The sequence below is a fragment of the Campylobacter sp. BCW_4321 genome (genome assembly GCF_001763075.1).
GTDB classification, from domain to species: Bacteria; Campylobacterota; Campylobacteria; order Campylobacterales; family Campylobacteraceae; genus Campylobacter_D; species Campylobacter_D jejuni.
The window spans coordinates 1-24199 of record NZ_MJYA01000063.1 but is presented as its reverse complement, the minus strand read 5'-3'; the positions used below and the strand labels follow the sequence as shown (position 1 = coordinate 24199).

Sequence of the window (24199 nt, the reverse complement as noted above, 5' to 3'; positions counted from 1 at the left end):
GAAAAATTTTAATCAACTTTATTTAATCAAGAGTTTATTAAAAATCATAAATTTATCAATATATGTGTCAAAAATAAACCTCTTTATTCTTTAAAGAAATATAAAAATATAAATATTACGTCATATTTACTTTTTAATATTAATATTTCTTATCAAAATATCTAAAAAAGGAATTAATGTCTATGAAAAAAAATAATTTTATTTTTACTATGCGTTGGCTTTGCTTTTGCTTGCTCTGAACATTCTCATACTGATTTTAAAGATCTTAATAAAACCAAGTATAATTCTCAATAAAGGATAAAATATGAAAAAAATCTTCTTTATGTTTTTAACGGCTTTTTCATTGTTAGGTGCTAGCGAGCTTAATATTTACTCAGCAAGACATTATGATGCTGATTTTGAAATCATAAAAAAATTCGAAGAAAAAACAGGCATTAAGGTCAATCATACTCAAGCTAAAGCTTCAGAACTTATTAAAAGGCTTTCTCTTGAAGGAAATAACTCTCCTGCTGATATTTTCATCACAGCTGATATTTCAAATCTTACAGAAGCTAAAAATTTAGGACTTTTATCCCCTGTTTCATCAAAATATTTAGAAGAATTTATACCTGCTCATTTAAGAGATAAGGATAAAGAATGGTTTGCGATTACAAAAAGAGCAAGAATTATTGCTTACAATAAAAACGCAAATATCGACATTAGCAAAATGAAAAATTATGAAGATTTAGCAAAAGCTGAATTTAAAGGAGAAATTGTCATGAGAAGTGCTACAGCTCCTTATAGCAAAACTCTTTTAGCATCTATTATAGCTAATGATGGAAGTAAAGAGGCTAAAGCATGGGCTAAAGGTGTACTTGAGAATCTTGCGACAAACCCAAAGGGTGGGGATAGAGATCAAGCCAGACAAGTATTTGCAGGCAAAGCTAAATTTGCAGTTATGAATACTTATTATATAGGGCTTTTAAAGAATTCTAAAAATCCAAAAGATGTAGAAGTGGGGAATTCTTTGGGTATTATTTTTCCTAATCAAGACAATAGAGGAACGCATATTAACATTAGCGGTATTGCTATGACAAAATCAAGTAAAAATCAAGATGCGGCTAAAAAATTTATGGAATTTATGTTAAGTCCTGAAATTCAAAAAATTCTTACTGATAGTAATTATGAATTTCCTATAAGAAATGATGTAGAATTAAGCCAAACGGTAAAGGATTTTGGAACTTTTAAAGAAGATCAAATTCCTGTGAGTAAGATAGCAGAAAATATTAAAGAAGCTGTTAAAATTTACGATGAAGTCGGTTTTAGATAATGTATAAAACCTTAAAATACTATAAACTCGGGGCAATTTTACTTGCCCTTTTTCTTGCTTTGCCTATTTTTGGTATTTTTGCTGAACTTTTTTATATTTTATTTCAAAATTTTAACACAAGTGATTTAACCCAATTTTCATCTATTAAAGAAAATTTGAGTCATTTTTTTGATTATTTATTTTTAAAATTCATCAAAGATACTTTTATAATTAGCGTGGGAGTATTGTGTTTAAGCTTGATTTTGGGTGTGAGTTCTGCTTATTTGATCGCAAATTATGATTTTTATTTCTGTAAAATTTTAGAAAAATTACTCATTTTACCCTTGGCCATACCTGCTTATATTTTAGCCTTTGTTTATGTGGGAATTATGGATTTTCAAGGATTTTTTCATGAAAATTTTGGCTTTAGGATAGATTTTTTCAATCATTATGGTGTTATTTTTGTTTTGGCTATTTCTTTATATCCTTATATTTATTTATTTGCTAAAACAGCTTTTAAAAGTGAAGCTAAAGAGGCTTATGAAGTAGCTAAAATCATGAAATATTCTGAATTTAGAATTTTTACACGCGTGGCACTTTTGAGTGCAAGACCTGCCATTTTTTCTGGAGCTTTATTGGTTTTAATGGAAACTTTGAGTGATTATGGTGCAAGTGCTTATTTGGGAGTGGATACTTTTTCGGCTGGAATTTTTAAACTCTGGTATGATTTGAATGATTCTTATTCTTCTAGTGTTTTATCGGGTATTTTAATGCTTTTTGTATTTTTGATTATGTATGTGGATTATTATTATAAAAATAAACATCATTATAGTTTTAATCAAAATTTAGCTCTTTTTATCAAAAAAAGAAAATTAAATCCTATTAAACAAATTCTATCCTGTATTTATTGTTTTATGATTGCTTTTGTAGGTTTTATTTTACCTTTTATTTGGCTAGTTTATTGGGGACTAAAAGATCATAAGCTTTTTGAATCGCAATTTTATATTATCAGTTTTCAAACTATAATCTTAGCTTTAATCACTGCTTTAATTACCACTTTTTTAGCTTATTTTTTGATGTTTAGCTCTAGGATAGTTAAAAATCATTTTTTTAATTTATTTATTTTAAAAATAAGTTCTTTGGGTTATTCTATACCTGCTGCTGCTTTAGGGATTAGCATTATAGTGCTTTTTGTATTTTTGGATAAATTTTTTCACATGAGTTTATTGGAAAATTCTTTACTTGTTCTTGTTTTTGCTTATATAATTCGTTTTTTAGCGAGTGCAATTTATTCTTTAGAGGGAGGATATAATAAAATTCATCTAAATATTGATGAAGCAAGTTTAAATTTAAGAACGAGTTATTTTATTTTATTTTTTAAAATTCACGCACCTTTAATGAAACATTTTTTATTTTTGGCTTTTATTATTGTTTTTATTGATACGATTAAAGAACTTCCTTTAAGTAGAATTTTAGCGCCTTTTGGCTTTGAAACTTTAAGTGTTAAAGCTTTCTGGTTTGCAAGTGATGAAAGAATTTATGATGCAGCTTTGCCTTCCTTGTTTATCGTTTTTCTTTCTTTAATGGTTGTTGTTTGGATGGATAAAATCACAAGGAAAGATGATGTTAGAAATTAAAAATTTATCTAAAAATTTTGGAAAAATACAAGCTTTAGAAAATATCAATCTTCATGTCAAAGAAGGAGAATTTTTAAGCATTTTAGGAGGTAGTGGAAGCGGAAAAAGCACGCTTTTAAGGATTATTGCTAAGCTTGAACAAGCTAGTTCTTATGATTTGTTTTCTTGCAAAGGTGAAGTGGCTTTGATGTTTCAAAATTATGCTTTATTTCCTCATTTAAATGTTGAGAAAAACATACTTTTTGCACTTTACGATAAAAAAGATAAAAATCAAATTTTAAATCATTTGCTTAAAACTTTTGAAATTGAAGATTTAAGATATAAAAAAATCGATGAAATTTCAGGAGGGCAAGCGCAAAGAGTGGCTTTTGCTAGAGCTATAGCAAGAGGATGTCAGCTTTTGCTTTTAGATGAACCTTTTTCTAATTTGGATCAAAATTTAAAACAGGATTTAAGAAGAGAATTGAAAAAAATGATAGAAAATCAAGGCATTACGGCTATTATGGTAACTCATGATATTGAAGATGCTTATTGTATGTCTGATCAAATCGCTTTTTTAGAAAAAGGAAAAATTTTAGCTCATGCAAATCCTAAAGAGCTTTATTTTAAGCCCGATTTTAAAAGTGCGCAAATTTTACCTGATTTAAATATCATAGAAGAAAAACTTGATTTAGAAGATGAATTTTTTGCTTGGATAGCTTCAAAAAATTATATTTTTGGTTATGCAGAACTTAAAATAGGAAATCGCTTTGAGGCTAAAATTTTACAAAAAGAATTTTTAGGGGCTTTTTATAGACTTAAGTTAAGATATAAAAATATAGAATTTTTTATGTTATTAAGCTCAAATTATAACTTAGAAGAAAAAATAAATTTTGATATTATCAATTTTTAGTTAAAATTCCTAAAAATCTTTTAAGGACAAATTTCATGAAAAATCTTTTAATCATAGGCGCAGGTGGAGTAAGTCGTGTGGCTACTGTAAAATGCGCAATGAATTCTGATACTTTTAGCAAAATCACTTTAGCTAGTAGAACAAAAAGCAAATGTGATGAAATCGCTGCTTTTATCAAAGAGCGTTTAGGGGTTCAAATCGAAACAGCGCAAATTGATGCTGATGATAGCAATGCGGTTGTAGAACTTATCAAGAAAACAGGAGCACAAATTTTACTCAATGTTGCTTTGCCTTATCAAGATTTGAGTTTAATGGATGCTTGTATAAAAGCAAGGATTGATTATGTAGATACGGCAAATTATGAACATCCTGATTTAGCTAAATTTGAATACAAAGAGCAATGGGCAAGAAATGATGAGTTTAAACAAGCAGAAATTTTAGGACTTTTAGGAAGTGGATTTGATCCTGGTGTAACTAATGTTTTTTGTGCTTATGCACAGCAAAATTTATTTGATGAAATTTCTTATATAGATATTTTAGATTGCAATGCAGGTGATCATGGCTATGCTTTTGCGACGAATTTTAACCCTGAAATCAATCTGCGTGAGGTTTCTGCTAAAGGGCGTTATTGGGAAAATGGCAAGTGGATAGAAACAGAGCCGATGGAAATAAAAATACAGTGGGATTATCCAGAAGTAGGTGTGAAAGATAGCTATTTGCTTTATCATGAAGAACTTGAAAGCTTGGTAAAAAATATCAAAGGTTTAAAAAGAATACGCTTTTTTATGACCTTTGGACAAAGTTATTTAACTCACATGAAATGTCTCGAAAATGTTGGAATGCTAGGGATTAAACCTGTGATGCACCAAGGAAAAGAAATCATTCCTATAGAATTTTTAAAAACCTTGCTTCCCGATCCTGCGAGTTTGGGGCCACGTACTAAAGGTTATACCAATATAGGTTGCGTAATTCGTGGTAAAAAAGATGGAAAAGATAAGCAAGTTTATATTTATAATGTTTGTAATCATGAAGAATGCTACAAAGAAACTGGCGCACAAGCTGTAAGCTATACTACAGGTGTTCCTGCTATGATAGGCACGAAATTAGTCGCTAAAGGAATTTGGCAAGGAAAAGGCGTATTTAATATGGAAGAATTTGACTCTAAGCCTTTTATGGAAGAGCTGAATTCTCAAGGACTTCCTTGGAAGATTATCGAAATGACTCCAAGTTTAGGAGAGTAAGTGCTTTAGCACTTACTTTTGTCCTATATAAATAAAGTGCTCCACACTGCCTTCAAAATTATACAGATTAATTAATTCATAATCTCCCCAAAATAAAGGTTTAAAAGGCTTAAAATCTTCTTTTAATTCTTCTATGTCTTTAGTAAAGCGTATATATGAAGAACCGCTCAATCTACCACTTGGACATCCTTTTACTTCACGTAATCCATTATCCATAAGTTCTCCTCTTTCATACATACTATAGCCTTTATCACTCATCATAGTTGCAAATATAATAGCTCCTTCATTGCATAATTCATAAAATTCTTGCACAGCTTCTTTAAAAGCTTGCTTTGTAAGATAATATAAGCTTTGATTTGCAAATATAAAATCCATTTTTGTATTGAAGAGTTTTTTAAAGCTAGAATTAGGAGATATGATGTGAAAATTTTTAGAATCTAAGCAAGGATCTTTTTCCCAAAACTTTTTTAAACTAGGAACTATATCAATACCATAAGGCTCTATACCCCCCCCCGTTATATTTTTAAAATACTTAGAATGCACTCCATTTCCACAACCAAAATCAAGTAATTTTCCACTTGTTTTACTTAGTTTGTATTTTAAGATTCTCTCGTAAAATCTTATAACATGACCATCAGGATATTGAAGTCCATAACCTTCTTTGTCATATTTTTGAGTATATGCAGATAAGGAATTATCCATTTTTTGCTCCTTTTCGTATAGAATTTTGACATTAAGCCAAAATTCATTCTAACACAAAAAGGATTAAAATTATTTTACAGGGTGAAGTTCATTTGCATAAAAACTAACTGATCCCATACCTTCTTTTAAAGCCCATTCATAAGCTTTTGCAACAAATTCCCAATTGATATGAGCATAGAATTTCTCTAAATAAGCAGGGCGTGCATTACGATGATCTACATAATAAGCATGTTCCCAAACATCTACAACAAGTAAAGGAACTTTATCTTCAGTAATCGGTGTAGCTGCGTTTGAAGTGCCTACAAATTCTAGTTTTTGATTTTTAGTATTATAAACTAACCAAAACCATCCTGAACCAAAAACTCCTGTAGCACCTTTGATGAATTCAGCTTTGAAATTTTCTAAAGATCCAAATTCTTTTTCTAGTGCCGCTTGTAAATTAGCATCTATACTTTGACATGAACCGCCACAACCACAGCCTGTACTTGGCTTAATGCAATCAAAATAAAAATCATGATTATAAACTTGAGCTGCGTTATTAAATACGCCCCCATTTGAAGTTTTGATAATACTTACAAGATCTTTACCTGCAAATTCAGTATCTTTAATAAGATTATTTAGATTTGTAACATAAGTATTGTGATGTTTTCCATGATGATAGCTAAAAGTTTCAGCACTCAAAAAATCACCAAAAGCATTGGTATCATAAGGTAATTTTCTTAATTCAAACATAATTTCTCCTTTATTTTTAGTTTGATATTGAAAATATTACCATAATAATATTAAAAAGAGTAAAAATATCTTAAAAGCTTAGTGGGTAAAATTTCTATTTATTTAATCTAAATAAAATAAGATATATTTATAATATATTTTAATAATAATTTAAATGTATATAAAAAATTATATTTTTTTGAAATATTTTTACAAAAAATATCTATTTGTTGGTTTTTAATAATTACAATTAATTTGCAACTAAAAATTATTCATAAGGAGGAAAATATGAAAAAAGTTGTACTAATCTCAGCATTACTAGGTGCTCTCGTAGCTAATGTTTTTGCAGCTAATACTCCAAGCGATGTGAATCAAACACATACAAAAGCTCATCATTCAAAAGCTAAAGCTGATAAAAAACATGAAGCTAAAACTCACAAAAAAACAAAAGAGCAAACACCAGCTCAATAATGCCCAGCCTTGATATAAGTCTATAATAGACTTATATCAAAAGCTATCCGTATTCTACAAAATAAATTATTAATATTTATTAAATTTTAATAGAAAAATGAAAAAATAGTTATTTTAAAAGAAAAATTAAAAAGTGGTGACCCATACGAGACTCGAACTCGTGTTACCGCCGTGAAAGGGCGATGTCCTAACCGCTAGACGAATGGGCCACTTTTAAGGAGTAAAAAATAAAAATGAAATTGAATTATATATATTTATTTCTTAAAATTTAATTAAATATATCAAAATTATGTGATTTTTATCTTTGTTTGATTATAATTTCATCTTCAATTTTTTATAAAATTTTAGGATTTATTATGGATTTTTATAGTCTTATTTTTTTATCCTGTGCTTTAGGAATGGATGCTTTTGCTGTATCACTATGCAAAGGTTTTAGTGTTAAAAAACTACATTTAAAACATTATCTTATTGTTGGAATTTATTTTGGTGGATTTCAAGCCTTGATGCCAACTATTGGTTATTTTATAGGTATAACTTTTGCATCTTTTATTGCGAGTATTGATCATTGGATAGCTTTTATTTTACTTTCTTTAATAGGATTAAAAATGATCAAAGAGTCATTGGAAAATGAAAATTGCGATAGTAATGCCAACCAATTTGGCTTTAAAACCATGCTAGCTTTAGCAATTGCTACGAGTATCGATGCACTAGCAGTTGGTGTGAGTTTTGCATTTTTAAATGTAAATTTATTATTAGCCATATTTTTAATAGGTATTATTACCTTCATTTTATGTATCATTGCTCTAAAAATAGGAAATAAATTTGGAATTTATCTTAAAAATAAAGCTGAACTTTTAGGCGGATTGGTTTTAATTATATTAGGAGTAAAAATTCTAGTAGAACATTTATTTTTCGATTGAAAATTTCATTCTTAAAGTAGCTAAAGCTTTATCAAATTCCAAGGCTTTACTTTGAAATTTTTTATTAAAAGTTCTTTGTCTTTTGGCAAGTTGCGTAGTATGTATCGTGATTAAATTTTCAAGCTCTTTAAAGGAAATTTCTCCATCTAAATATTCTTTACACTCTTTCAAACCTATAGAATTTAATGCTTTAAGCTTATGATCAAATTTAGAAAAAAGAATTTTTGCTTCATCTAAAAGTCCATTATCAAGCATTTCTTTTGTTCTAGTTTGAATACGTTTTTTTAAAATTTCTTTATCCCACTCAAGCTCATAAATTTCTATATCTTTAAGCACCCCAGTTTTTTGTGTTCTTTTTAAAAATTCACTAGGAATTTCTCTTGTTTGCTCATAAATACCCAGCCATTTTTTTAATCTATAAGTATCATTTTTTTCTATTTTATAGTTTGGATCAATATTTAATAAAAGAGCATAAATTTCATCGTTATTTAAAGAACTCTTTGACTCTAAGGTTTTTTCACTTAAACCATCTATCATAGTTTTTAAATAAAATCCAGTTCCACCTACTATAATTAGAGGTAAATTTCTAGCTAAAGCAAATTCTTTTGCTTTTTGATATTCTCTTATGAATAACTCAACATTAAAATGTTCATTCACGCTCAATAAATTTACCCCAAAGTATTTTATACTCGCAAGATCATCTTGTGAAGGCTTGGCACTTGCTATATTAATCTCTTTATAAACACAAAGACTATCAAGACTTAAAACAACAGCATTAAATTCTCTTGCTAAAGTATTGGCTATGTATGTTTTTCCACTCGCGGTTGTTCCTATTAATGCTATTTCAAAAAACATTTTAATATTTATCCTAAAATTTATAAAAATTTTAGTAAAATCATAGCAAAAAATATTTTAAAGTAGAAAAATGAACACATTCTGGATAAAATTTAAAGATATTTTAGAACTTGTAGTATTTAAGCATTCTATTTTTGCTTTGCCTTTTTTATTTTCCTCTATGATTGTAGCATCAAAACTTGCAAATGACACTGCTTGGTTTGGTTTTAAGGCGTTGATTTTAGGCATTATTTGTGCAGTAAGTGCAAGAAATTTTGCCATGGCTACAAATCGTTTAATGGATGAAGATATAGATAAGGATAATCCTCGTTGTGCAAATCGCCCTAATGTCAGTGGAAAAATAGGTAGAAAAAGTGTATGGATTTTTATTATTATTAATGCACTTATTTTTATATCATGTTCTTATTTTATTAATACCTTGGCTTTTTATTTGTCTTTTCCTGTGCTTTTGGTATTGGCTATTTATTCAGCTTTTAAGCGCTTTAGTTCTTTAGCACATTTAGTTTTAGGATTTTGTTTAGGACTTGCGCCTATTGCAGGAAGTGTTATAATTATGGGTGAAATTCACATTTATAGCGTTATTTTATGTTTAGGTGTAACTTTTTGGACAGCTGGGTTTGATCTGCTTTATTCTTTACAAGATATGGAGTATGATAAAAAAATAGGACTTCACTCTATTCCTGCTAAATTTGGTTCAAAGGCTACTTTATTTATATCATCTTTTTGCCATATTTTAGCGGTATTATTTTGGCTTCTTTTTGTGTGGGAAGTTTGGGGTGTAGCACTTGGAAAAATAGCACTTATTGGGGTAATTATAAGCGGTATTATTTTAGCCTTGGAACATAAAATTGTTCATAAGAATTTTGCTCATATTGATAGAGCATTTTTTACTCTAAATGGTTATTTAAGTATTATCTTTTTTATTTTTATTTGGATTGATTTATTATGGAATTAGCACTTTTTAAAGCAGGATTTGAAGCTCATTTAGAATGTTGTGAAATAGAAAATAACCGTTTTCTTGGAGAATACCTAAAACTTGGAGCAATTTCTCAAATTTTAAAATGGAAAAAACTTGCTTTACGCATTGATTTTGACGAGGGTGAAAAAATTATTTTTGATCTTCTTTTAAGTCTAAAAGAAGATATTTTAAGACTTGAAAATTCTTTAGATAAAAATAAAGAACTTATACCACTTAAGCAAAAAGGGGTAATAGAATCTTTAAATTTTGAGTATCTAAATTTTTTGGATACTATTTTAGAAGAAGATAAAGAATATTATTTAAGATTTGATTTAAATAATCAAAAAATAGCTATTTTTATCAAAGCTCAAAGTCAAACATTGGCAAAAATTATCAAAATTAAGCCTGAAGACAAAATGGCTTTTGATGCTTTTGTTGTTGAAATCCAAAGAAATATGATAAGAAATAAGAAAGGCCAAGAATGAGTGATGATGTACTTTATTTAGTTTTTATAATTGTGCTTTTAATTGCAATGCTAGCCTACATGAATATCAAAGAAAGAGAAAATAATGCAAAAATAGCAAAACTTCAAAATGTGATAGAAGATATTACCAAAGAACTTCATTATTTTCGTAAAGAATTAGGAGTTAAAGATGATAGCGAAGAGGATGAAGACTATAAAACCTCTCTTTTAAAAGAAGAAATTATGATTGAACTTGATAAACAAATCAGTTCAAAAATCACTCCTGTTTTAAGAACACTAAAAACTATGGAACATATCATAGAAGATTTTCAAAATGAACAACAAAATCGTCTTTTAAATTTGGAACAAAAAGCACAAAGCATGGCTAAACTTACACCAAATTACGATACAGAAGAACAAAAAATAGAAAATCTTTTCAAAGAAGGAAAAAGCATAGAACAAATCGCTAAAGATTTACGCATTGGCACTGGAAATGTAGAACTTGTCTTAAAATTTAAGAAATTAATAAAATAGAATGGAAAATAAATGCTTATAGATCAATTCGGTAGAAAGATAAATTATCTTAGAATTTCAGTTACACAAAGATGTAACTTTCGCTGCCTTTATTGTATGCCAAAAATTCCTTTCGATTATCAGCCAAAAGAAAATTTATTAAGCTTCGAAGAACTTTTTTTATTTGTTAAAGCAGCTATAGACGAAGGAATTGAAAAAATCCGTATAACAGGTGGAGAACCTTTATTAAGAAAAGATTTAAGTATTTTTATAAAAATGATTAGCGATTATAAAAGCGATATTGACCTTGCTATAACTACAAATGGATTTTTACTAAAAGACTTTGCTAAAGACCTAAAAAATGCTGGACTTAAACGACTTAATATTTCACTTGATACCCTAGATCACAAAAAAGCAAAAACTCTTGCGCAAAAAGATGTATTAGATAGTGTTTTATCTGGAATTGATGAAGCTTTAAATCTAGATTTGAAAGTAAAACTTAATACTGTAGCTCTTAAAAATTTAAACGATGATGAACTGATATCTCTTTTGGAATTTGCAAAATCAAAAAAAGCTCAAATTCGCTTTATAGAATTTATGGAAAATACTCATGCTTATGGTAAATTACAAGGATTAAAAAGAGATGAAATTATACAAATTTTGAGTCAAAAATATCAAATTCAACTTATAAAAAAAGATGAAAAAGCACCTGTGAGTATTTACAAGGCAGATGATTATGAATTTGGAATTATAGATCCTCATAGCCATGAATTTTGCGATTCTTGCAATCGCATACGCTTAAGTGCTGAAGGCTTGTTAATACCTTGCCTTTATTTTGATGAAGCATTAAGCATAAAAGAAGCGGTTCGAAAAGGTGATATTAAAGCCGCTGTAGAAATATTACAAGAAGTATTAAGAAATAAACCAGAAAAAAATAAATGGAGTGTTGTTGATAATGAAACCTCATCTCGTGCTTTTTATCAAACTGGAGGTTAATTTTGCAACTTGTTGAAAGTTTCTTAAGCATTCAAGGAGAAGGCAAATATAATGGAAAATTAGCTATTTTTATGCGTTTTGCTGGTTGCAATTTCAACTGTTTAGGTTTTAATGTAAAAATATCAAAAAACGATAAAACTCTCATTGGATGTGACACGATAAGAGCTGTTTTCACAAAAGATTTTAAAGAAAGTTATGAAACTTTAAATGCTAATGAACTTTTAAAAAGAGTGATAAAATTAAAAAAAGACTTTGATCCTATAGTTGTTATCACAGGTGGAGAGCCATTAATCCATTATGAAAATCCTGAATTTATAGAATTTATCCAAATGTTATTAAAAAATAAATTCGAAATACACTTTGAAAGCAATGGAAGCATAGAAATTGATTTTGATAGATATCCTTTTTACAAAGAATGTATTTTTGCTTTAAGCGTTAAACTCCAAAATAGTGGGATAAAAAAAGATAAACGATTAAATTTTAAAGCTTTAAAAGCATTTAAAAATTACGCAAAAGATAGTTTTTATAAATTTGTTTTAGATGCCAATACTCTTGATAATTCATTTTTAGAAATCAATGAAATTCTAAAAGAAGCTCCAAATCAAATTTTTTGTATGCCTATGGGTGAAAATGAGCAAAACCTTAAAAAAAATGCTCAAAAAATTGCTGAATTTTGTATTAAGAATGGTTATAATTATTCTGATAGAATTCATATTCGTCTTTGGAACGATAAAGAGGGTGTATGATTATAAGAAAATTATTTGAATTTGAAAACGCACACATTGTTAGATTTTGTTCTTCTAAGCGTTGCAAAAGTAGCATTCATGGACATTCTTACAAAGTTGAAGTTTTACTTGAAAGCAAATATTTAGATAATGCTGGAATGGTCTATGATTTTGGACTTTTAAAAACCTATATACGCCAAATTATTGATAGTTTTGATCATGCTATCACTCTTTTTAAATATGATGACGCAAAATATTTAGAAGAAATGAAAAAATATTCAAGTCGTTGGATTTGCCTGCCTGTTAATGTAAGTGCTGAAAATTTTTGTCGTGTATTTTTCATACTTATAGATGCTTTATTAAAACAAACAAAAATGGTAAATGGAGAACAAGGAGTGACTTTACAAAGCATCATTGTTCATGAAACAAGAACAGGCTATGCACAAGGTTTTAGAGAAGATGCCTATAGTGAGCTAATGCCAAAAATTTCACTTCAAGACATAGAATTTTCCAATGGCATTAAAGCAGAATGGAATGATATAGATTTTTATAACAAATTAAAAAATGAAGAAATTTTTATAAATCCAAAGGAGATTTAATGCAAAAAGCTAAAATTTTAATTGCCTTAAGTTTTTTTTTATTAGTTTTATCTGCCTGTTCTAATGATGAAAAAAATATTTCCAAGACTCAAAATACAGATCAAGAAGTAGTCCAAATAGAACAAAACGATGAAAAAACAGAATTAAGTGACTCCAACCTGCCTTTACCTGTAGATGATGAAGCACAAAGTTCAAATGATGAACATGAAGTCAATCCTAGTATTATCAACTCTTTATATAAACAAAAATGCGCCACTTGTCATGGAGAAAAAGGGGAATTAAAACCTAAAAACAGCACGGCCATTAAAACCTTGAGCAATAAAATTTTTATACAAAAAATAAAAACGATAAAAGATAAAAACCATAGTTTTTTAAGTGATGAACAAATTCAAAATTTAGCTGATTTTATAAACAAAGGAAAATAATGGATCAAAGTTACGAATTCTTTTTAGCTTTACATCTTTATAGTCTTTATGCGAGCGGTTTTTTAATGCTTTTTTATCTTATACTAACACAAGGAAATTTTAAAACCGAATTCATTTTTATTCGCAGAATACGATTATTTTTACCAATTTATTATTTATTTTTAGCTTTGATTATTTTTACAGGTTGTTTGTTATCAGCAATGAAACAATTTCAAATGAATGTCAATATCTGGGTAATGATTTTTTCTTGGATCTTAATTTTTGCCTTAGCAATTTTTCACTTTGTTTGTTTTAAAAAAGCAAGAAGATTTAGAAAATATGCCACTTTTAGATGGATTAGTTGTTTGATTTTACCTTTTGAAATTTTTTTATTGTTTTTGCCTTTTTTAATAGAAAGATATCTATAAAATGCAATTTTTGTATAACAAGCAAGCTGGAGAAGAGTTTATACAACTTCAAGGTGAAAACTTTAACCATTTAAAAGTAAGAAGAGTAAAGGAAAATTCGGAGCTAAATCTTAGAAATTTACAAGATAATTTTCTTTACAACTATACAATCACAAATTTAACAAGAAATTCTTGCACTTTAAAATTTTTAAACAAAAAATCACAAAATATAAAACAAAGTGAATTAAACTTAGCCTTAGCCATTATAGATATTAAAATTTTAGAAAAAACTCTACCTTTCTTAAATGAACTTGGAGTAAAAAAGTTACATTTGGTTTTTACAAATTTTTCACAAAGAAATTTTAAAATCGATTTAGAAAGATTTGAAAAAATCATTATTTCTTCTTGTGAACAATGCGGTAGAAATACTAAAATGGATTTAATTATCCACCAAAGCACTCAAGAATTTGTTCAAAAATTTCCAAATGCAATTATGGTTGATTTTCAAGGAGAACAACAAAGTCATTTCGATGAAAAAGAATTATATTTTATAGGTCCTGAAGGTGGATTTAACAATGATGAGAGATTATTGTTTAACCGGAAAATCTCTCTTAAAAGCTCTAATATTCTAAAAAGTCAAACAGCTATTATAGCTATAGCTTCAAAAATTTTGCTTTAACTTTTCTTAAATTAATCTCTTTTTTATGTTAAATAATTTATAATCACGGCTTATTGTTTTAATTTTTAAGGAAAACTAATGAAAAAAGAAATTCACCCAGAATATATAGAATGCAAAGTAAGTTGTGCTTGTGGAAATACTTTTACAACAAAGTCAAACAAAGCAGAATTAAGAGTAGATATTTGTTCAAATTGCCATCCTTTTTTTACAGGCAGTGAAAAAATTGTAGATGCTGCAGGTCGTGTAGAGAAATTTAAGAAAAAATACGCAATGCAATAATTATGCTTTATTTTATTCCTACTCCCATAGGAAATTTAAGCGATATTTCTTTTAGAGCCTTAGAACTTTTAAAGACTTGCGATCTTGTGTTTTGCGAAGATACAAGAGTAAGTAAGTCTTTGATTTCGTTATTAAATACCAAATTTCACACTGATATACATATTTCTAAATTTATAGCCTTACACTCCCATAATGAAAAAGAAGTTTTAGCAAGTATTGATTTAAAGATATTTGAAAAAAATGTAGCTTATTTAAGCGATGCAGGAATGCCAGGGATTAGCGACCCTGGAAAGGCTTTGGTAGAATTTGCACAAGAAAATAATATCACCTATGAAATTTTACCAGGTGCAAATGCAGCCTTAGTTGCTCTTGCAAGCTCAGCATTTTGTCAAAAAGAATTTATCTTTATTGGTTTTTTAGCAAATAAAGGCAAAGAAAGACAAAAAGATATAGAAAAAATTTTAAACTTTCCTTATCCAAGTATTATTTACGAATCCCCCAAGCGTATTTTATCTTTGATAGAACAAATTATGATTCTAGACAGCCAAAGAGAAATTTTTTTGATTAAAGAAATCAGTAAAAAATTTGAAAATAAATTTAAAGGCAATGCCAAAGAGCTTTTTGAAATTTTAAAAAAGTCTAATTTAAACGGCGAATGGGTTGTAGTACTGCAATCAAAAGAACAAAATTTTTTGCAAAATACTCTTTGTGAAAAAGATATTATGGATTTAGAGCTGCCTTTAAAAGCAAAAGCAAAATTATTATCAAAGTTCAATGGAAAAAATGCAAAAGAAATTTATCAAAAACTGCTTTTAAGTCAAGATTAGGTAAAATTTTAATATGATAGTTTATGGGAAGCAAATATTTTTTTATATTTTAGAATATCATAAAGACTATATCAATGAGCTTTATTTAGCAAAAGAATGTGATAAAACTACTTTTTCCAAAATCGCAAAATCAGGTTTTAAAATCAAAAAACTTGATTTTAAAACTGCTCAAGCTTATGCGAAAGGTGGAAATCATCAAGGTTTTTTGCTAGATATTAAAGAAAGTTCTTTTGCGAATTTAAATGAGATTAAAAAAAATGATTTTATTGTTATGCTTTATGGAATTAGCGATGTAGGAAATATAGGGGCTATCACGCGTACAGCTTATGCTTTAGGGGTTGGGGCTTTAATTTTTATTGGTGAAAAATTAGCCATGGAAGGAGTAATTCGCACAAGCAGCGGAGCGGCTCTTGATTTACCTATTGTGATAAGCAACGATGCTTTAAGTGTAATAAATGAACTAAAACAAGTGGGTTTTTATTTTTATGCGAGCGATGGCTCGGGAAAAGAAATTCACAGTGTAAAAATAAGCAATGGTAAAAAAGTTTTAGTTTTGGGTAGTGAGGGTTTTGGTTTAAGCTCTAAAATTGTAAAAAAATGCGATGAATGTGTGGGCATTGCGATGAAAAATAATTTTGATAGTCTTAATGTCAGCGCTGCTTTTGCAATACTTTGTGATAGGATGTTAAATGCTTAATTGGAAAAAAATACAAGAATTAAATTTAAAAGAAGTTGCAGCAAAAACGCAAATTGAACTTGATTTTCTTGAAGCTTTAGCAGAAAAGAATTTTGCTGTTTTAAGTCGTTTTAATGTTAAAGGTTTTGTTAAAATTTTAAGCAGAGAATACGAACTCGACTTTAGTGATTTTAATGAAGAGTATGAAGCTTATCTTAACGAAAACAATCCTACTCCACAAACAAAATCAAAAATGATAACCCCAAAACTAGATGCTTATAGTCAAAAATCCTCTAATGCTTGGCCTTTTTTGATTGTTCTTATTGTTTTAGTGATTATAGGAAGTGGAATTTATTATTTTGATACACTTAAAACTTTTTTCAAAGATGAACAAAATAATACTAGCACAACAGTTATAGATATCATAGGACAAGCACAAGAAAATTTAAAATCTTTAGGTGGAAATAATGTTGTTGTTATAGACAACAATAAAGCACAAGAAACAAATCAAACAGAGAGCGTTTTACCAAGCCAAAACATCTCGTTACAAGAAAATGATAAAAACATAAGCATAGAAAATAATATCAGTGAAAATAACACAACCTTACTCGATGAAGAAAAAAATACCCAAATCCAAGAAGACATAAATACACCAAAAACTAATTCTTTAAAAGAAGCACATTTTAAAACCTCTACCAAGATTTGGATAGGTTTGATAGATTTAAAAAGCCTTAAAAAAACAAGCTTTGTTAAAGAAAAAGATTTTAATATTTCTTTAGATAAAGATCAGTTAATTTTAACAGGAGCTGCAGCTTTAACAATATTTGATCAAGAAAATAAAGAACAAAAATTTCCTGCAGGAATTTCAAAACGTTTCTTGATTAAAGACGGAAAAATTACAAGTATTTCAGCTGCTGAATTTGCAAAATTAAATAAAGGTAAAGAATGGTAAAAAAAATTATTATTCTTACTCTTTATGTTAATATATCTTTTGCAATCTCAAGTCTTGATTTGGCAAAAAATTTAATAAACAATCCTAGTAAAAATTCTCAACTAGAATTATTATTTTCAAATAATTCTTACATAGATAATAATGGAAATTGTGATATTGCAAAAATATCTCAAATATTAAAAACCAACTCTTTAATTACCTTAACACTATCAAATCCTCAAAGTCTAAGACTAAATTTTAAAGCAAAAGCTGATGAAGTTATGTTTTTTAAAATTTTATCCGATGTTTTAACAGATGCCGGATATATATATTTTATCCCTACAGATTTGATTTTAAGAGAAGGAAATATTGACTATACCATACAAGTAGAATCTCAATATGTTTTAGATCCTGGAACGCTTTACAATCTCTTAAAAGAAAATTCTGTCTATATAAATAATATTAAGCGTATTGGGGCATATGATTATGAATATGATTTAAATTTTTCCAATGCTGTATTAAAAACCAATACAAATGTTAATTTAAATACTCCAAAATCATTAGAAAAACCCCTTAAAGACTATGTGCTTGATTTAAAAAATGCTACAAATTTGATTATTGATGCAAATGATTTAGACAATTGGTTTCCTAAAATCTTCTTTTTAGATAAAAATCTAAATCTAATTAAAGCAGTAAAAAGTGAAAATAAAAATAATCATTTTTCAGAACTTATTCCAAATGGTGCTATATATGCTATTGTAAGCGATATGTATAGTTTAGATAATATACGCAGGGGTTTAAAAATCACACTTAAAAAATAAAGGATTAAGAAATGTTTGATGAAATCCGTTTTAATACCATAGAAAGACTTCCAAATTATGTTTTCGCAGAAGTAAATGCGATAAAAATGGCAGCAAGACGTGCTGGAGAGGATATCATCGACTTTTCAATGGGAAATCCCGATGGTAAAACTCCACAACACATTATAGATAAACTTTGTGAAAGCGCTAACAAAGATAAAACCTCGGGATATTCTACATCCATGGGGATTTATAAACTTCGCTTAGCAATTTGTAATTGGTATAAAAGAAAATATAATGTCAATCTAGATCCTGAAAATGAAGTTGTAGCTACCATGGGTTCAAAAGAGGGTTTTGTAAATCTTGCAAGAGCGATTATAAATCCTGGAGATGTTGCTATTGTGCCAACTCCTGCTTATCCTATACATACTCAAGCTTTTATTATAGCAGGAGGCAATGTAGCAAAAATGCCTTTAGCTTATAATGAAAAATTTGAGCTTGATGAAAATCAATTTTTTGAAAATTTACATAAAACTTTAAATGAAAGCATCCCGCGTCCAAAATATGTCGTTGTTAATTTCCCGCATAATCCAACAACAGTAACTTGTGAGAAAAGTTTTTATGAAAGATTGATAGCAACGGCAAAAAAAGAAAGATTTTATATTATTTCAGATATTGCATATGCAGATTTAACTTATGATGACTATAAAACTCCTTCTATTTTGGAAATTGAAGGTGCAAAAGATGTAGCGGTAGAAACTTACACTCTTTCAAAATCTTACAATATGGCAGGCTGGCGTGTAGGTTTTGTAGTAGGAAATAAACGCTTAGTCAGTGCGCTTAAAAAAATAAAATCTTGGTTTGATTATGGTATGTATACGCCTATTCAAGTATCAGCTACCATAGCTTTAGATGGAGATCAAACTTGTGTGGATGAAATCCGTGCAACTTATGATAAAAGAATGCACATTTTACTTGAAGCTTTTGAAAACGCAGGCTGGAAACTTCAAAAACCAAGAGCAAGTATGTTTGTTTGGGCAAAACTCCCTGAAAGCAAAAGACATTTAAAAAGTTTAGAATTTTCAAAGCAACTTTTACAACGTGCTAGTGTTGCAGTAAGTCCTGGGGTAGGTTTTGGCGAAGCAGGTGATGAGTATGTAAGAATTGCTTTAATTGAAAATGAAAATCGCATACGCCAAGCTGCACGCAATATCAAAAAATATTTAAAAGAGTAAGTTATGAAAGTAGCAATTCTTGGTTATGGCACTGTTGGAAGTGCAGTGGTTAAATTTCTTTTAGAAAACAATAAACTTATTCGTGCGAGATGTGGGCAAAGCATAACTCCTGTGATCGCTCTTGCTAGAAGTCCTAAAAAAAACGCTTTAATTCCAATTACTCATAGCGTTGAAGAAATTTTAAATGCTGATGTAGATGTTTTTGTAGAGTTAATGGGTGGAGTGGATGAAGCTTTTAAAATAGTGAGTGAAATTTTAAAAAAGAAAAAAGCTGTTGTTACTGCAAATAAAGCTATGCTTGCTTATCATCGTTATGAACTTGAAAATTTGGCTAAAAATTTAGCCTTTGGTTATGAAGCAAGTGTGGCTGGGGGAATTCCTATTATAAAGGTTTTAAAAGAAGGTTTAAGTGCAAATAATATTTTGGCTATAAAAGGGATTTTAAATGGTACGAGTAATTATATTTTAAGTTCTATGAGTCAAAAAAATATGAGTTTTAAACAAGCCTTACAAATAGCTCAAAATTTAGGCTATGCAGAAGCTGATCCAACTTTTGACATAGAAGGACAAGATGCAGCTCATAAACTGCTTGTTTTATCAAGTATCGCTTATAATCTTAAAGCTAAACCTGAAGATATTTTGATCGAGGGTATTAGCGAAATTGCGCCTGAAGACATGTATTTTGCTAATGAGTTTGAATTTACCATAAAACTTTTAGGTATAGCCAAGGTGCGTGAAGATAAAGTAGAATTAAGAGTGCATCCTACTATGATAGATAAAGAAAAAATGCTTGCAAAAGTCGATGGAGTGATGAATGCTATAAGTATTAATGGAGATTTGTTGGGTGAAAGTTTGTATTATGGAGCAGGAGCAGGAGGAGAGGCCACTGCAAGTGCTGTGATTTCAGATCTTATGGATATAGCAAGAGATCAGGTAAAAGCACCAATGCTTGGTTTTGTGAATACTTTAGAATACGAGCTTTTAAGCAAAGATGAAATTTATACAAAATATTATTTAAGGGTGAAAGTTGAAGATAAAATAGGGGTTTTATCTAAAATCACACAATTGATGAGTGAAAATAATATTTCTATCGATAGTTTTTTACAAAAACCTAAAAAAAATGATGAAAATTACAGCACTTTATTTTTTACTACGCATTTAACTTATGAAAAAAGCATACAAAATTTGCTTGAAATTTTGCGCAAACAAGATTTTATAAAAACCAAGCCTTTTATGATGCGTATAGAATAATGGGTGTAAAAGCTTATTTAGATGGAATTTTAGGTGAAGATAAGGCTTGTAAATTTTTAAAAAAACAAGGCTTTGAAATTTTAAAAAGAAATTTCCATTCTAAATTTGGAGAAATCGATATAATAGCCAAAAAAGATGAAATTTTACATTTTATAGAGGTTAAATTTACTCAAAATGATTATGAAGTTTCTGAGCGTTTGGATAGAAAAAAACTTGAAAAAATTTTAAAAACTATAGAATTTTATCATCTTAAAAATGGAATTTCATCGGATTTTCAGATTGATCTGATTTGCATTAAAAATGATGTGATACAATTTTGCGAAAATATAAGTTTTTAAGCTGATATTTAAAAAAATAAAATACAATTAGACAAAAATTAAAGAAAGGAAAAATTATGGGAAAATATATTGAATTAACAAGTGATAATTTTGCTCAAGCAAAAGAAGGTGTAGCTTTAGTTGATTTTTGGGCTCCATGGTGCGGACCTTGTAGAATGCTTGCTCCAGTTATTGATGAACTTGCAAACGACTTTGATGGTAAAGCTAAAATTTGCAAAGTAAACACAGATGAACAAGGTGATTTAGCAGCTGAATTTGGTGTTCGCTCTATTCCTACGCTTATTTTCTTTAAAAATGGTGAAGTTGTAGATCAACTCGTTGGTGCACAATCTAAACAAGCAATTAGTGATAAACTAAACTCTTTACTATAAACTAAAGGCTAGTATAACTAGCCTTCTTCTTAAAAATTTCAAATTTATACTAAATAATAATTTTTATTAACTACTATTAAGAATAATTTTTATATCATTATTAATAATAAAATTCAATATAAAGGAAATGTAAATGTTAGATGTAGCAATCATAGGTGGAGGTCCTGCTGGACTTAGTGCCGGACTTTATGCAACTAGAGGTGGTCTTAAGAATGTAGTAATGTTTGAAAAAGGTATGCCTGGCGGACAAATTACCTCAAGTTCTGAAATAGAAAATTATCCAGGTGTAGCCCAAGTTATGGATGGAATTTCTTTTATGGCTCCTTGGAATGAACAATGTATGCGCTTTGGTTTAAAACATGAAATGGTTGGAGTAGAACAAATTTTAAAAAATAGTGATGGAAGTTTTACCATCAAATTAGAAGGTGGTAAAACAGAACTTACTAAAGCTGTGATAGTTTGTACAGGTTCAGCTCCAAAAAGAGCAGGTTTTAAAGGCGAAGATGAATTTTTTGGAAAAGGTGTAAGCACTTGTGCAACTTGTGATGGATTTTTTTATAAAAATAAAGAAGTTGCAGTTTTAGGTGGTGGAGATACGGCTTTAGAAGAAGCTTTGTATCTAGCAAATATTTGTTCTAAGGTTTATCTTATCCACCGCAGAGATGAGTTTAGAGCAGCTCCATCTACAGTAGAAAAAGTTAAGAAAAATGAAAAAATAGAACTCATTACTAGTGCAAGTGTAGATGAAGTATATGGTGATAAAATGGGTGTTACTGGTATAAAAGTAAAATTAAAAGATGGTAGTATTAGAGATTTAAATGTTCCAGGAATTTTTACTTTTGTTGGTCTTAATGTAAGAAATGAAATTTTAAAACAAGACGATGGTAAGTTTTTATGCAATATGGAAGAAGGTGGGCAAGTAAGCGTTGATCTTAAAATGCAAACTAGTGTTGCTGGACTTTTTGCCGCAGGAGATCTTAGAAAAGATGCACCTAAGCAAGTGATTTGTGCTGCAGGTGATGGAGCTGTAGCTGCATTAAGTGCTATGGCTTATATAGAAAGCTTGCATTAAGATTTTATAAAGTTGCTAAAAGCAACTTTATTTTTATTTAGCTTCCTATCACTCCACCATCAAGTTTTCTTATCATCATTACACTTGATCTTGGCGTTTTTCCATAAGGAAAAGTACTACCTTTTAAACCTTCTCCTGGATGTTGTATGCCTACAAACATTGTAGTATAATCCTCACTAAAAGCAATCCCTGTTAATTCACAAGCAATAGGTCCTGTTAAAAAGCGTCTGATTTCCCATGCCTTCGTATTCATCTTTATTAGAATAAGATCCATCTATTTGTATCCAAAGTCTTCCATCTCTATCAAATTTAAGTCCATCAGGAGAATTAAATTTATTTTCACTTGTAATATTATTTGAGCCTTTATATAAGCCTTGTTGGTTATCAGGATTTCCAGCAAGAGCAAAAATTTCCCAAGTAAAATCATCGTCTTTATGAGAATTTCTTGGCATCCATTTTAAAATTTGTCCATAAACATTTTTAGTTCTTGGATTTGCTGCATTAGGTTTTTGGCGATTTTTGTTGTTCGTTAGTGTTGCAAATACCTCTTTAGAACCACTTTGTCTATAGCTTGCTATCCATTCACATCTATCCATGGGAGTTGCACCTACAATGCTTGCGGCAAGACGCGTATTGATGAGTACTTGAGCTTGAGACTTAAAACCATTTTTTTCATCTAGGTCGTTTTTGCCATATTCTAAGGCTATCCATTTTCTCTGTCCTTTAAAATCTCCCACATTGCCGTTAAACTGTCCTACATACAAAGTGCCTTCATCTAAAATTTTACTTGTATCAGCACCTTTTTTGTATTTATGTTTGCTAACAAATTTATAAATAAATTCATTCATCTCATCATCACCCATATAAACTATAACAGAACCATCTTTTTCTACGATAATTTCTGCATTTTCATGTTTAAAACGCCCTAAAGAAGTTCTTTTAACAGGTGTGCTTTTTGCATCAAAAGGATTGATTTCCACTATCCAACCAAAACGATTGGCTTCATCGATATTTTTAGCTCAATCGAATCTTTCATCAAATTTTTCCCATCCATAAAGACTAGTTTTGTTAAATCCATAGCGCTTAAAGGCATCATTAAATTCTAGATTTTCATCTGAACTTCCAAAAAAATCGTCAAAATTTTCTTCACAGGTGATATAAGCTCCCTAAGGTATTTGTCCATTTGCATAATTTGCAAAAGTTCCATGAATAAATTTTTCATTTTTTAAAACTTCTTTTTTAGCTGCTCACTTACTTGCATTTTAGTGTTTACATCGATTCTGTGGTTATACTTAGAGTCTAAAAACAGTCCAATCATCATCTTTTTTTCGATTTCTAAGATACTCACACCCACACTAGCTTGCTCATATAAAAAAATATCTTCTTTGCTTAATTTTTACCATGATGATTAAATATGATTTCAGGATTTATATATTCATTATTAACGGCTAAAATTCCTCTGTTTTTTGAAAGTGGAAAAAATTCATACCATCATCATTATCTCCAAAAAACCAAATGAGCATTTTTAACCGCATTCATATCGATGATTTTATTTTTATCATAAGGTTTTGCTTTGCTAAAAAGTGGATCATCTCAAGAAATTAAAACCCTTGCTTCATAACCTTGTGGTGCTATAACTTTATCTTGTGTGCTTGCATCAACAACTTTAAAACCTAGAAAATCCTTATCCTTAAGCATAGCAGCACTTAAATTTGAACTTAAAAAAAGCCACCACAGAACCTAAAGCTGAACCTTTTAAAAACAATATTCTTTCCATTTATTTTTACTCCATTTAAAATTTAAAACAATGTCTTGAAATCAAAAGTGTTTCAAATTGGCAGAATTTATGTAAGAGTAAAAATCAAATTTTAAATCAATAAGTAAATTTATTTTATAGATAACTAGCTTTTTAGCTAGTTATCTAAGGTTAAAACCTCTTCTTCTTAACATCTTCTAAG

The 24199-nt window shown here is 29.0% G+C and carries 28 protein-coding genes, 1 tRNA gene and 3 pseudogenes; 27 read left to right on the top strand and 5 right to left on the bottom strand.

Translation table 11 applies throughout. From position 1 onward, the window contains the following. Positions 1-192 precede the first annotated feature (192 nt). From AJN58_RS07795 to AJN58_RS07775, 5 genes and pseudogenes are all read left to right on the top strand, one after another. Positions 193-308: pseudogene (locus tag AJN58_RS07795) on the top strand (hypothetical protein). Continuing rightward, on the top strand, positions 305-1309 hold the full coding sequence (locus tag AJN58_RS07790; RefSeq protein ID WP_070210605.1) for a Fe(3+) ABC transporter substrate-binding protein: 1005 nt from the start codon (positions 305-307) through the stop codon (positions 1307-1309). Before AJN58_RS07795 ends, AJN58_RS07790 begins: the two are co-directional and overlap by 4 nt. Further along, positions 1309-2925 carry an ABC transporter permease gene (locus AJN58_RS07785; protein ID WP_070210604.1) on the top strand — a complete coding sequence of 539 codons (1617 nt, stop codon included), beginning with the start codon at positions 1309-1311 and terminating at the stop codon, positions 2923-2925. Before AJN58_RS07790 ends, AJN58_RS07785 begins: the two co-directional genes overlap by 1 nt. After that, complete coding sequence (locus AJN58_RS07780; protein ID WP_002860649.1) at positions 2909-3817, top strand: ABC transporter ATP-binding protein; 909 nt, start codon at positions 2909-2911, stop codon at positions 3815-3817. The genes AJN58_RS07785 and AJN58_RS07780 overlap by 17 nt, the downstream gene beginning before the upstream one ends. Positions 3818-3852: 35 nt before the next feature. Beyond that, positions 3853-5058: a saccharopine dehydrogenase family protein gene (locus tag AJN58_RS07775; protein WP_070210603.1), complete on the top strand. Its 1206-nt coding sequence runs from the start codon at positions 3853-3855 to the stop codon at positions 5056-5058. Between the two features lie 12 nt (positions 5059-5070). On the opposite strand, the gene AJN58_RS07770 is transcribed toward AJN58_RS07775, so the two are convergent. Both AJN58_RS07770 and sodB read right to left on the bottom strand, forming a co-directional pair. After that, positions 5071-5760, bottom strand: coding sequence for a class I SAM-dependent methyltransferase (locus AJN58_RS07770; RefSeq protein ID WP_070211435.1), 690 nt, complete (start codon positions 5758-5760; stop codon positions 5071-5073). A 69-nt stretch (positions 5761-5829) separates the two neighbouring features. Then, entirely contained in the window at positions 5830-6492 is a 663-nt protein-coding gene (sodB, locus tag AJN58_RS07765; RefSeq protein WP_002851662.1) for a superoxide dismutase [Fe], read from the bottom strand. Between the two features lie 267 nt (positions 6493-6759). Here sodB and AJN58_RS07760 point away from each other — a divergent pair, with 267 nt between their 5' ends. Further along, positions 6760-6942: a hypothetical protein gene (locus AJN58_RS07760; RefSeq protein ID WP_070210602.1), complete on the top strand. Its 183-nt coding sequence runs from the start codon at positions 6760-6762 to the stop codon at positions 6940-6942. Positions 6943-7076: 134 nt separating this feature from the next. On the opposite strand, the gene AJN58_RS07755 is transcribed toward AJN58_RS07760, so the two are convergent. Further along, a tRNA-Glu gene (locus AJN58_RS07755) sits at positions 7077-7151 on the bottom strand. A gap of 147 nt (positions 7152-7298) precedes the next feature. On the opposite strand from AJN58_RS07755, the gene AJN58_RS07750 reads away from it, so the two are divergent. Beyond that, entirely contained in the window at positions 7299-7862 is a 564-nt protein-coding gene (locus AJN58_RS07750; RefSeq protein ID WP_070210601.1) for a manganese efflux pump MntP family protein, read from the top strand. On the opposite strand, the gene miaA is transcribed toward AJN58_RS07750, so the two are convergent. After that, positions 7848-8717: a tRNA (adenosine(37)-N6)-dimethylallyltransferase MiaA gene (miaA, locus tag AJN58_RS07745; protein ID WP_070233486.1), complete on the bottom strand. Its 870-nt coding sequence runs from the start codon at positions 8715-8717 to the stop codon at positions 7848-7850. The genes AJN58_RS07750 and miaA overlap by 15 nt on opposite strands. Before the next feature lie 70 nt (positions 8718-8787). Between miaA and mqnP the strand changes: the two genes are divergently transcribed. From mqnP to trxB, 19 genes are all read left to right on the top strand, one after another. Next, complete coding sequence (mqnP, locus tag AJN58_RS07740) at positions 8788-9672, top strand: menaquinone biosynthesis prenyltransferase MqnP (RefSeq protein ID WP_002851905.1); 885 nt, start codon at positions 8788-8790, stop codon at positions 9670-9672. Beyond that, on the top strand, positions 9663-10160 hold the full coding sequence (locus AJN58_RS07735; RefSeq protein ID WP_002851641.1) for a hypothetical protein: 498 nt from the start codon (positions 9663-9665) through the stop codon (positions 10158-10160). Before mqnP ends, AJN58_RS07735 begins: the two co-directional genes overlap by 10 nt. After that, entirely contained in the window at positions 10157-10672 is a 516-nt protein-coding gene (locus AJN58_RS07730; protein ID WP_002851715.1) for a DUF6115 domain-containing protein, read from the top strand. Before AJN58_RS07735 ends, AJN58_RS07730 begins: the two co-directional genes overlap by 4 nt. Positions 10673-10684: 12 nt before the next feature. After that, positions 10685-11647 carry a GTP 3',8-cyclase MoaA gene (gene moaA, locus AJN58_RS07725; protein ID WP_002868437.1) on the top strand — a complete coding sequence of 321 codons (963 nt, stop codon included), beginning with the start codon at positions 10685-10687 and terminating at the stop codon, positions 11645-11647. Positions 11648-11649: 2 nt separating this feature from the next. Continuing rightward, positions 11650-12393: a 7-carboxy-7-deazaguanine synthase QueE gene (locus AJN58_RS07720; protein WP_002851883.1), complete on the top strand. Its 744-nt coding sequence runs from the start codon at positions 11650-11652 to the stop codon at positions 12391-12393. Next, the gene (locus AJN58_RS07715; protein ID WP_002858675.1) at positions 12390-12971 is read left to right on the top strand and encodes a 6-pyruvoyl trahydropterin synthase family protein; all 582 of its coding nucleotides are present in this window, start codon (positions 12390-12392) and stop codon (positions 12969-12971) included. Before AJN58_RS07720 ends, AJN58_RS07715 begins: the two co-directional genes overlap by 4 nt. Beyond that, the gene (locus AJN58_RS07710; protein WP_002851842.1) at positions 12971-13396 is read left to right on the top strand and encodes a c-type cytochrome; all 426 of its coding nucleotides are present in this window, start codon (positions 12971-12973) and stop codon (positions 13394-13396) included. The genes AJN58_RS07715 and AJN58_RS07710 overlap by 1 nt, the downstream gene beginning before the upstream one ends. Further along, positions 13396-13803 carry a membrane protein gene (locus tag AJN58_RS07705; RefSeq protein WP_002851635.1) on the top strand — a complete coding sequence of 136 codons (408 nt, stop codon included), beginning with the start codon at positions 13396-13398 and terminating at the stop codon, positions 13801-13803. The genes AJN58_RS07710 and AJN58_RS07705 overlap by 1 nt, the downstream gene beginning before the upstream one ends. A gap of 1 nt (position 13804) precedes the next feature. Then, positions 13805-14461, top strand: a complete 657-nt coding sequence (locus AJN58_RS07700; RefSeq protein ID WP_002851903.1) for a 16S rRNA (uracil(1498)-N(3))-methyltransferase — start codon at positions 13805-13807, stop codon at positions 14459-14461. 78 nt (positions 14462-14539) lie between these two features. Then, positions 14540-14740 (top strand): 50S ribosomal protein L31, encoded by a 201-nt coding sequence (rpmE, locus tag AJN58_RS07695; RefSeq protein ID WP_002860655.1) that lies wholly within the window; start codon positions 14540-14542, stop codon positions 14738-14740. A 2-nt stretch (positions 14741-14742) separates the two neighbouring features. Continuing rightward, entirely contained in the window at positions 14743-15567 is an 825-nt protein-coding gene (gene rsmI, locus AJN58_RS07690) for a 16S rRNA (cytidine(1402)-2'-O)-methyltransferase (protein WP_070233487.1), read from the top strand. Between the two features lie 13 nt (positions 15568-15580). Next, the gene (gene rlmB / locus AJN58_RS07685; RefSeq protein ID WP_070210175.1) at positions 15581-16264 is read left to right on the top strand and encodes a 23S rRNA (guanosine(2251)-2'-O)-methyltransferase RlmB; all 684 of its coding nucleotides are present in this window, start codon (positions 15581-15583) and stop codon (positions 16262-16264) included. Continuing rightward, positions 16257-17195, top strand: coding sequence for a hypothetical protein (locus AJN58_RS07680; RefSeq protein ID WP_070233488.1), 939 nt, complete (start codon positions 16257-16259; stop codon positions 17193-17195). Before rlmB ends, AJN58_RS07680 begins: the two co-directional genes overlap by 8 nt. Further along, positions 17189-17995 carry a hypothetical protein gene (locus AJN58_RS07675; protein ID WP_070233489.1) on the top strand — a complete coding sequence of 269 codons (807 nt, stop codon included), beginning with the start codon at positions 17189-17191 and terminating at the stop codon, positions 17993-17995. The genes AJN58_RS07680 and AJN58_RS07675 overlap by 7 nt, the downstream gene beginning before the upstream one ends. Before the next feature lie 11 nt (positions 17996-18006). Beyond that, entirely contained in the window at positions 18007-19209 is a 1203-nt protein-coding gene (locus tag AJN58_RS07670) for an LL-diaminopimelate aminotransferase (protein WP_070233490.1), read from the top strand. 3 nt (positions 19210-19212) lie between these two features. Then, entirely contained in the window at positions 19213-20460 is a 1248-nt protein-coding gene (locus tag AJN58_RS07665; protein ID WP_044778705.1) for a homoserine dehydrogenase, read from the top strand. After that, positions 20460-20798, top strand: coding sequence for a YraN family protein (locus tag AJN58_RS07660; RefSeq protein ID WP_002851874.1), 339 nt, complete (start codon positions 20460-20462; stop codon positions 20796-20798). Before AJN58_RS07665 ends, AJN58_RS07660 begins: the two co-directional genes overlap by 1 nt. Before the next feature lie 56 nt (positions 20799-20854). Then, positions 20855-21169, top strand: a complete 315-nt coding sequence (gene trxA / locus AJN58_RS07655) for a thioredoxin (protein WP_002778629.1) — start codon at positions 20855-20857, stop codon at positions 21167-21169. 133 nt (positions 21170-21302) lie between these two features. Then, on the top strand, positions 21303-22241 hold the full coding sequence (trxB, locus tag AJN58_RS07650) for a thioredoxin-disulfide reductase (protein WP_070233491.1): 939 nt from the start codon (positions 21303-21305) through the stop codon (positions 22239-22241). Between the two features lie 37 nt (positions 22242-22278). Here the strand turns inward: trxB and AJN58_RS07645 are convergent. Beyond that, positions 22279-24018 (bottom strand): annotated as a pseudogene (locus AJN58_RS07645) (PhoX family protein). A 19-nt stretch (positions 24019-24037) separates the two neighbouring features. On the opposite strand from AJN58_RS07645, the pseudogene AJN58_RS10585 reads away from it, so the two are divergent. Continuing rightward, positions 24038-24121: pseudogene (locus AJN58_RS10585) on the top strand (hypothetical protein); the annotation flags it as partial. Between the last annotated feature and the right edge of the window lie 78 nt (positions 24122-24199).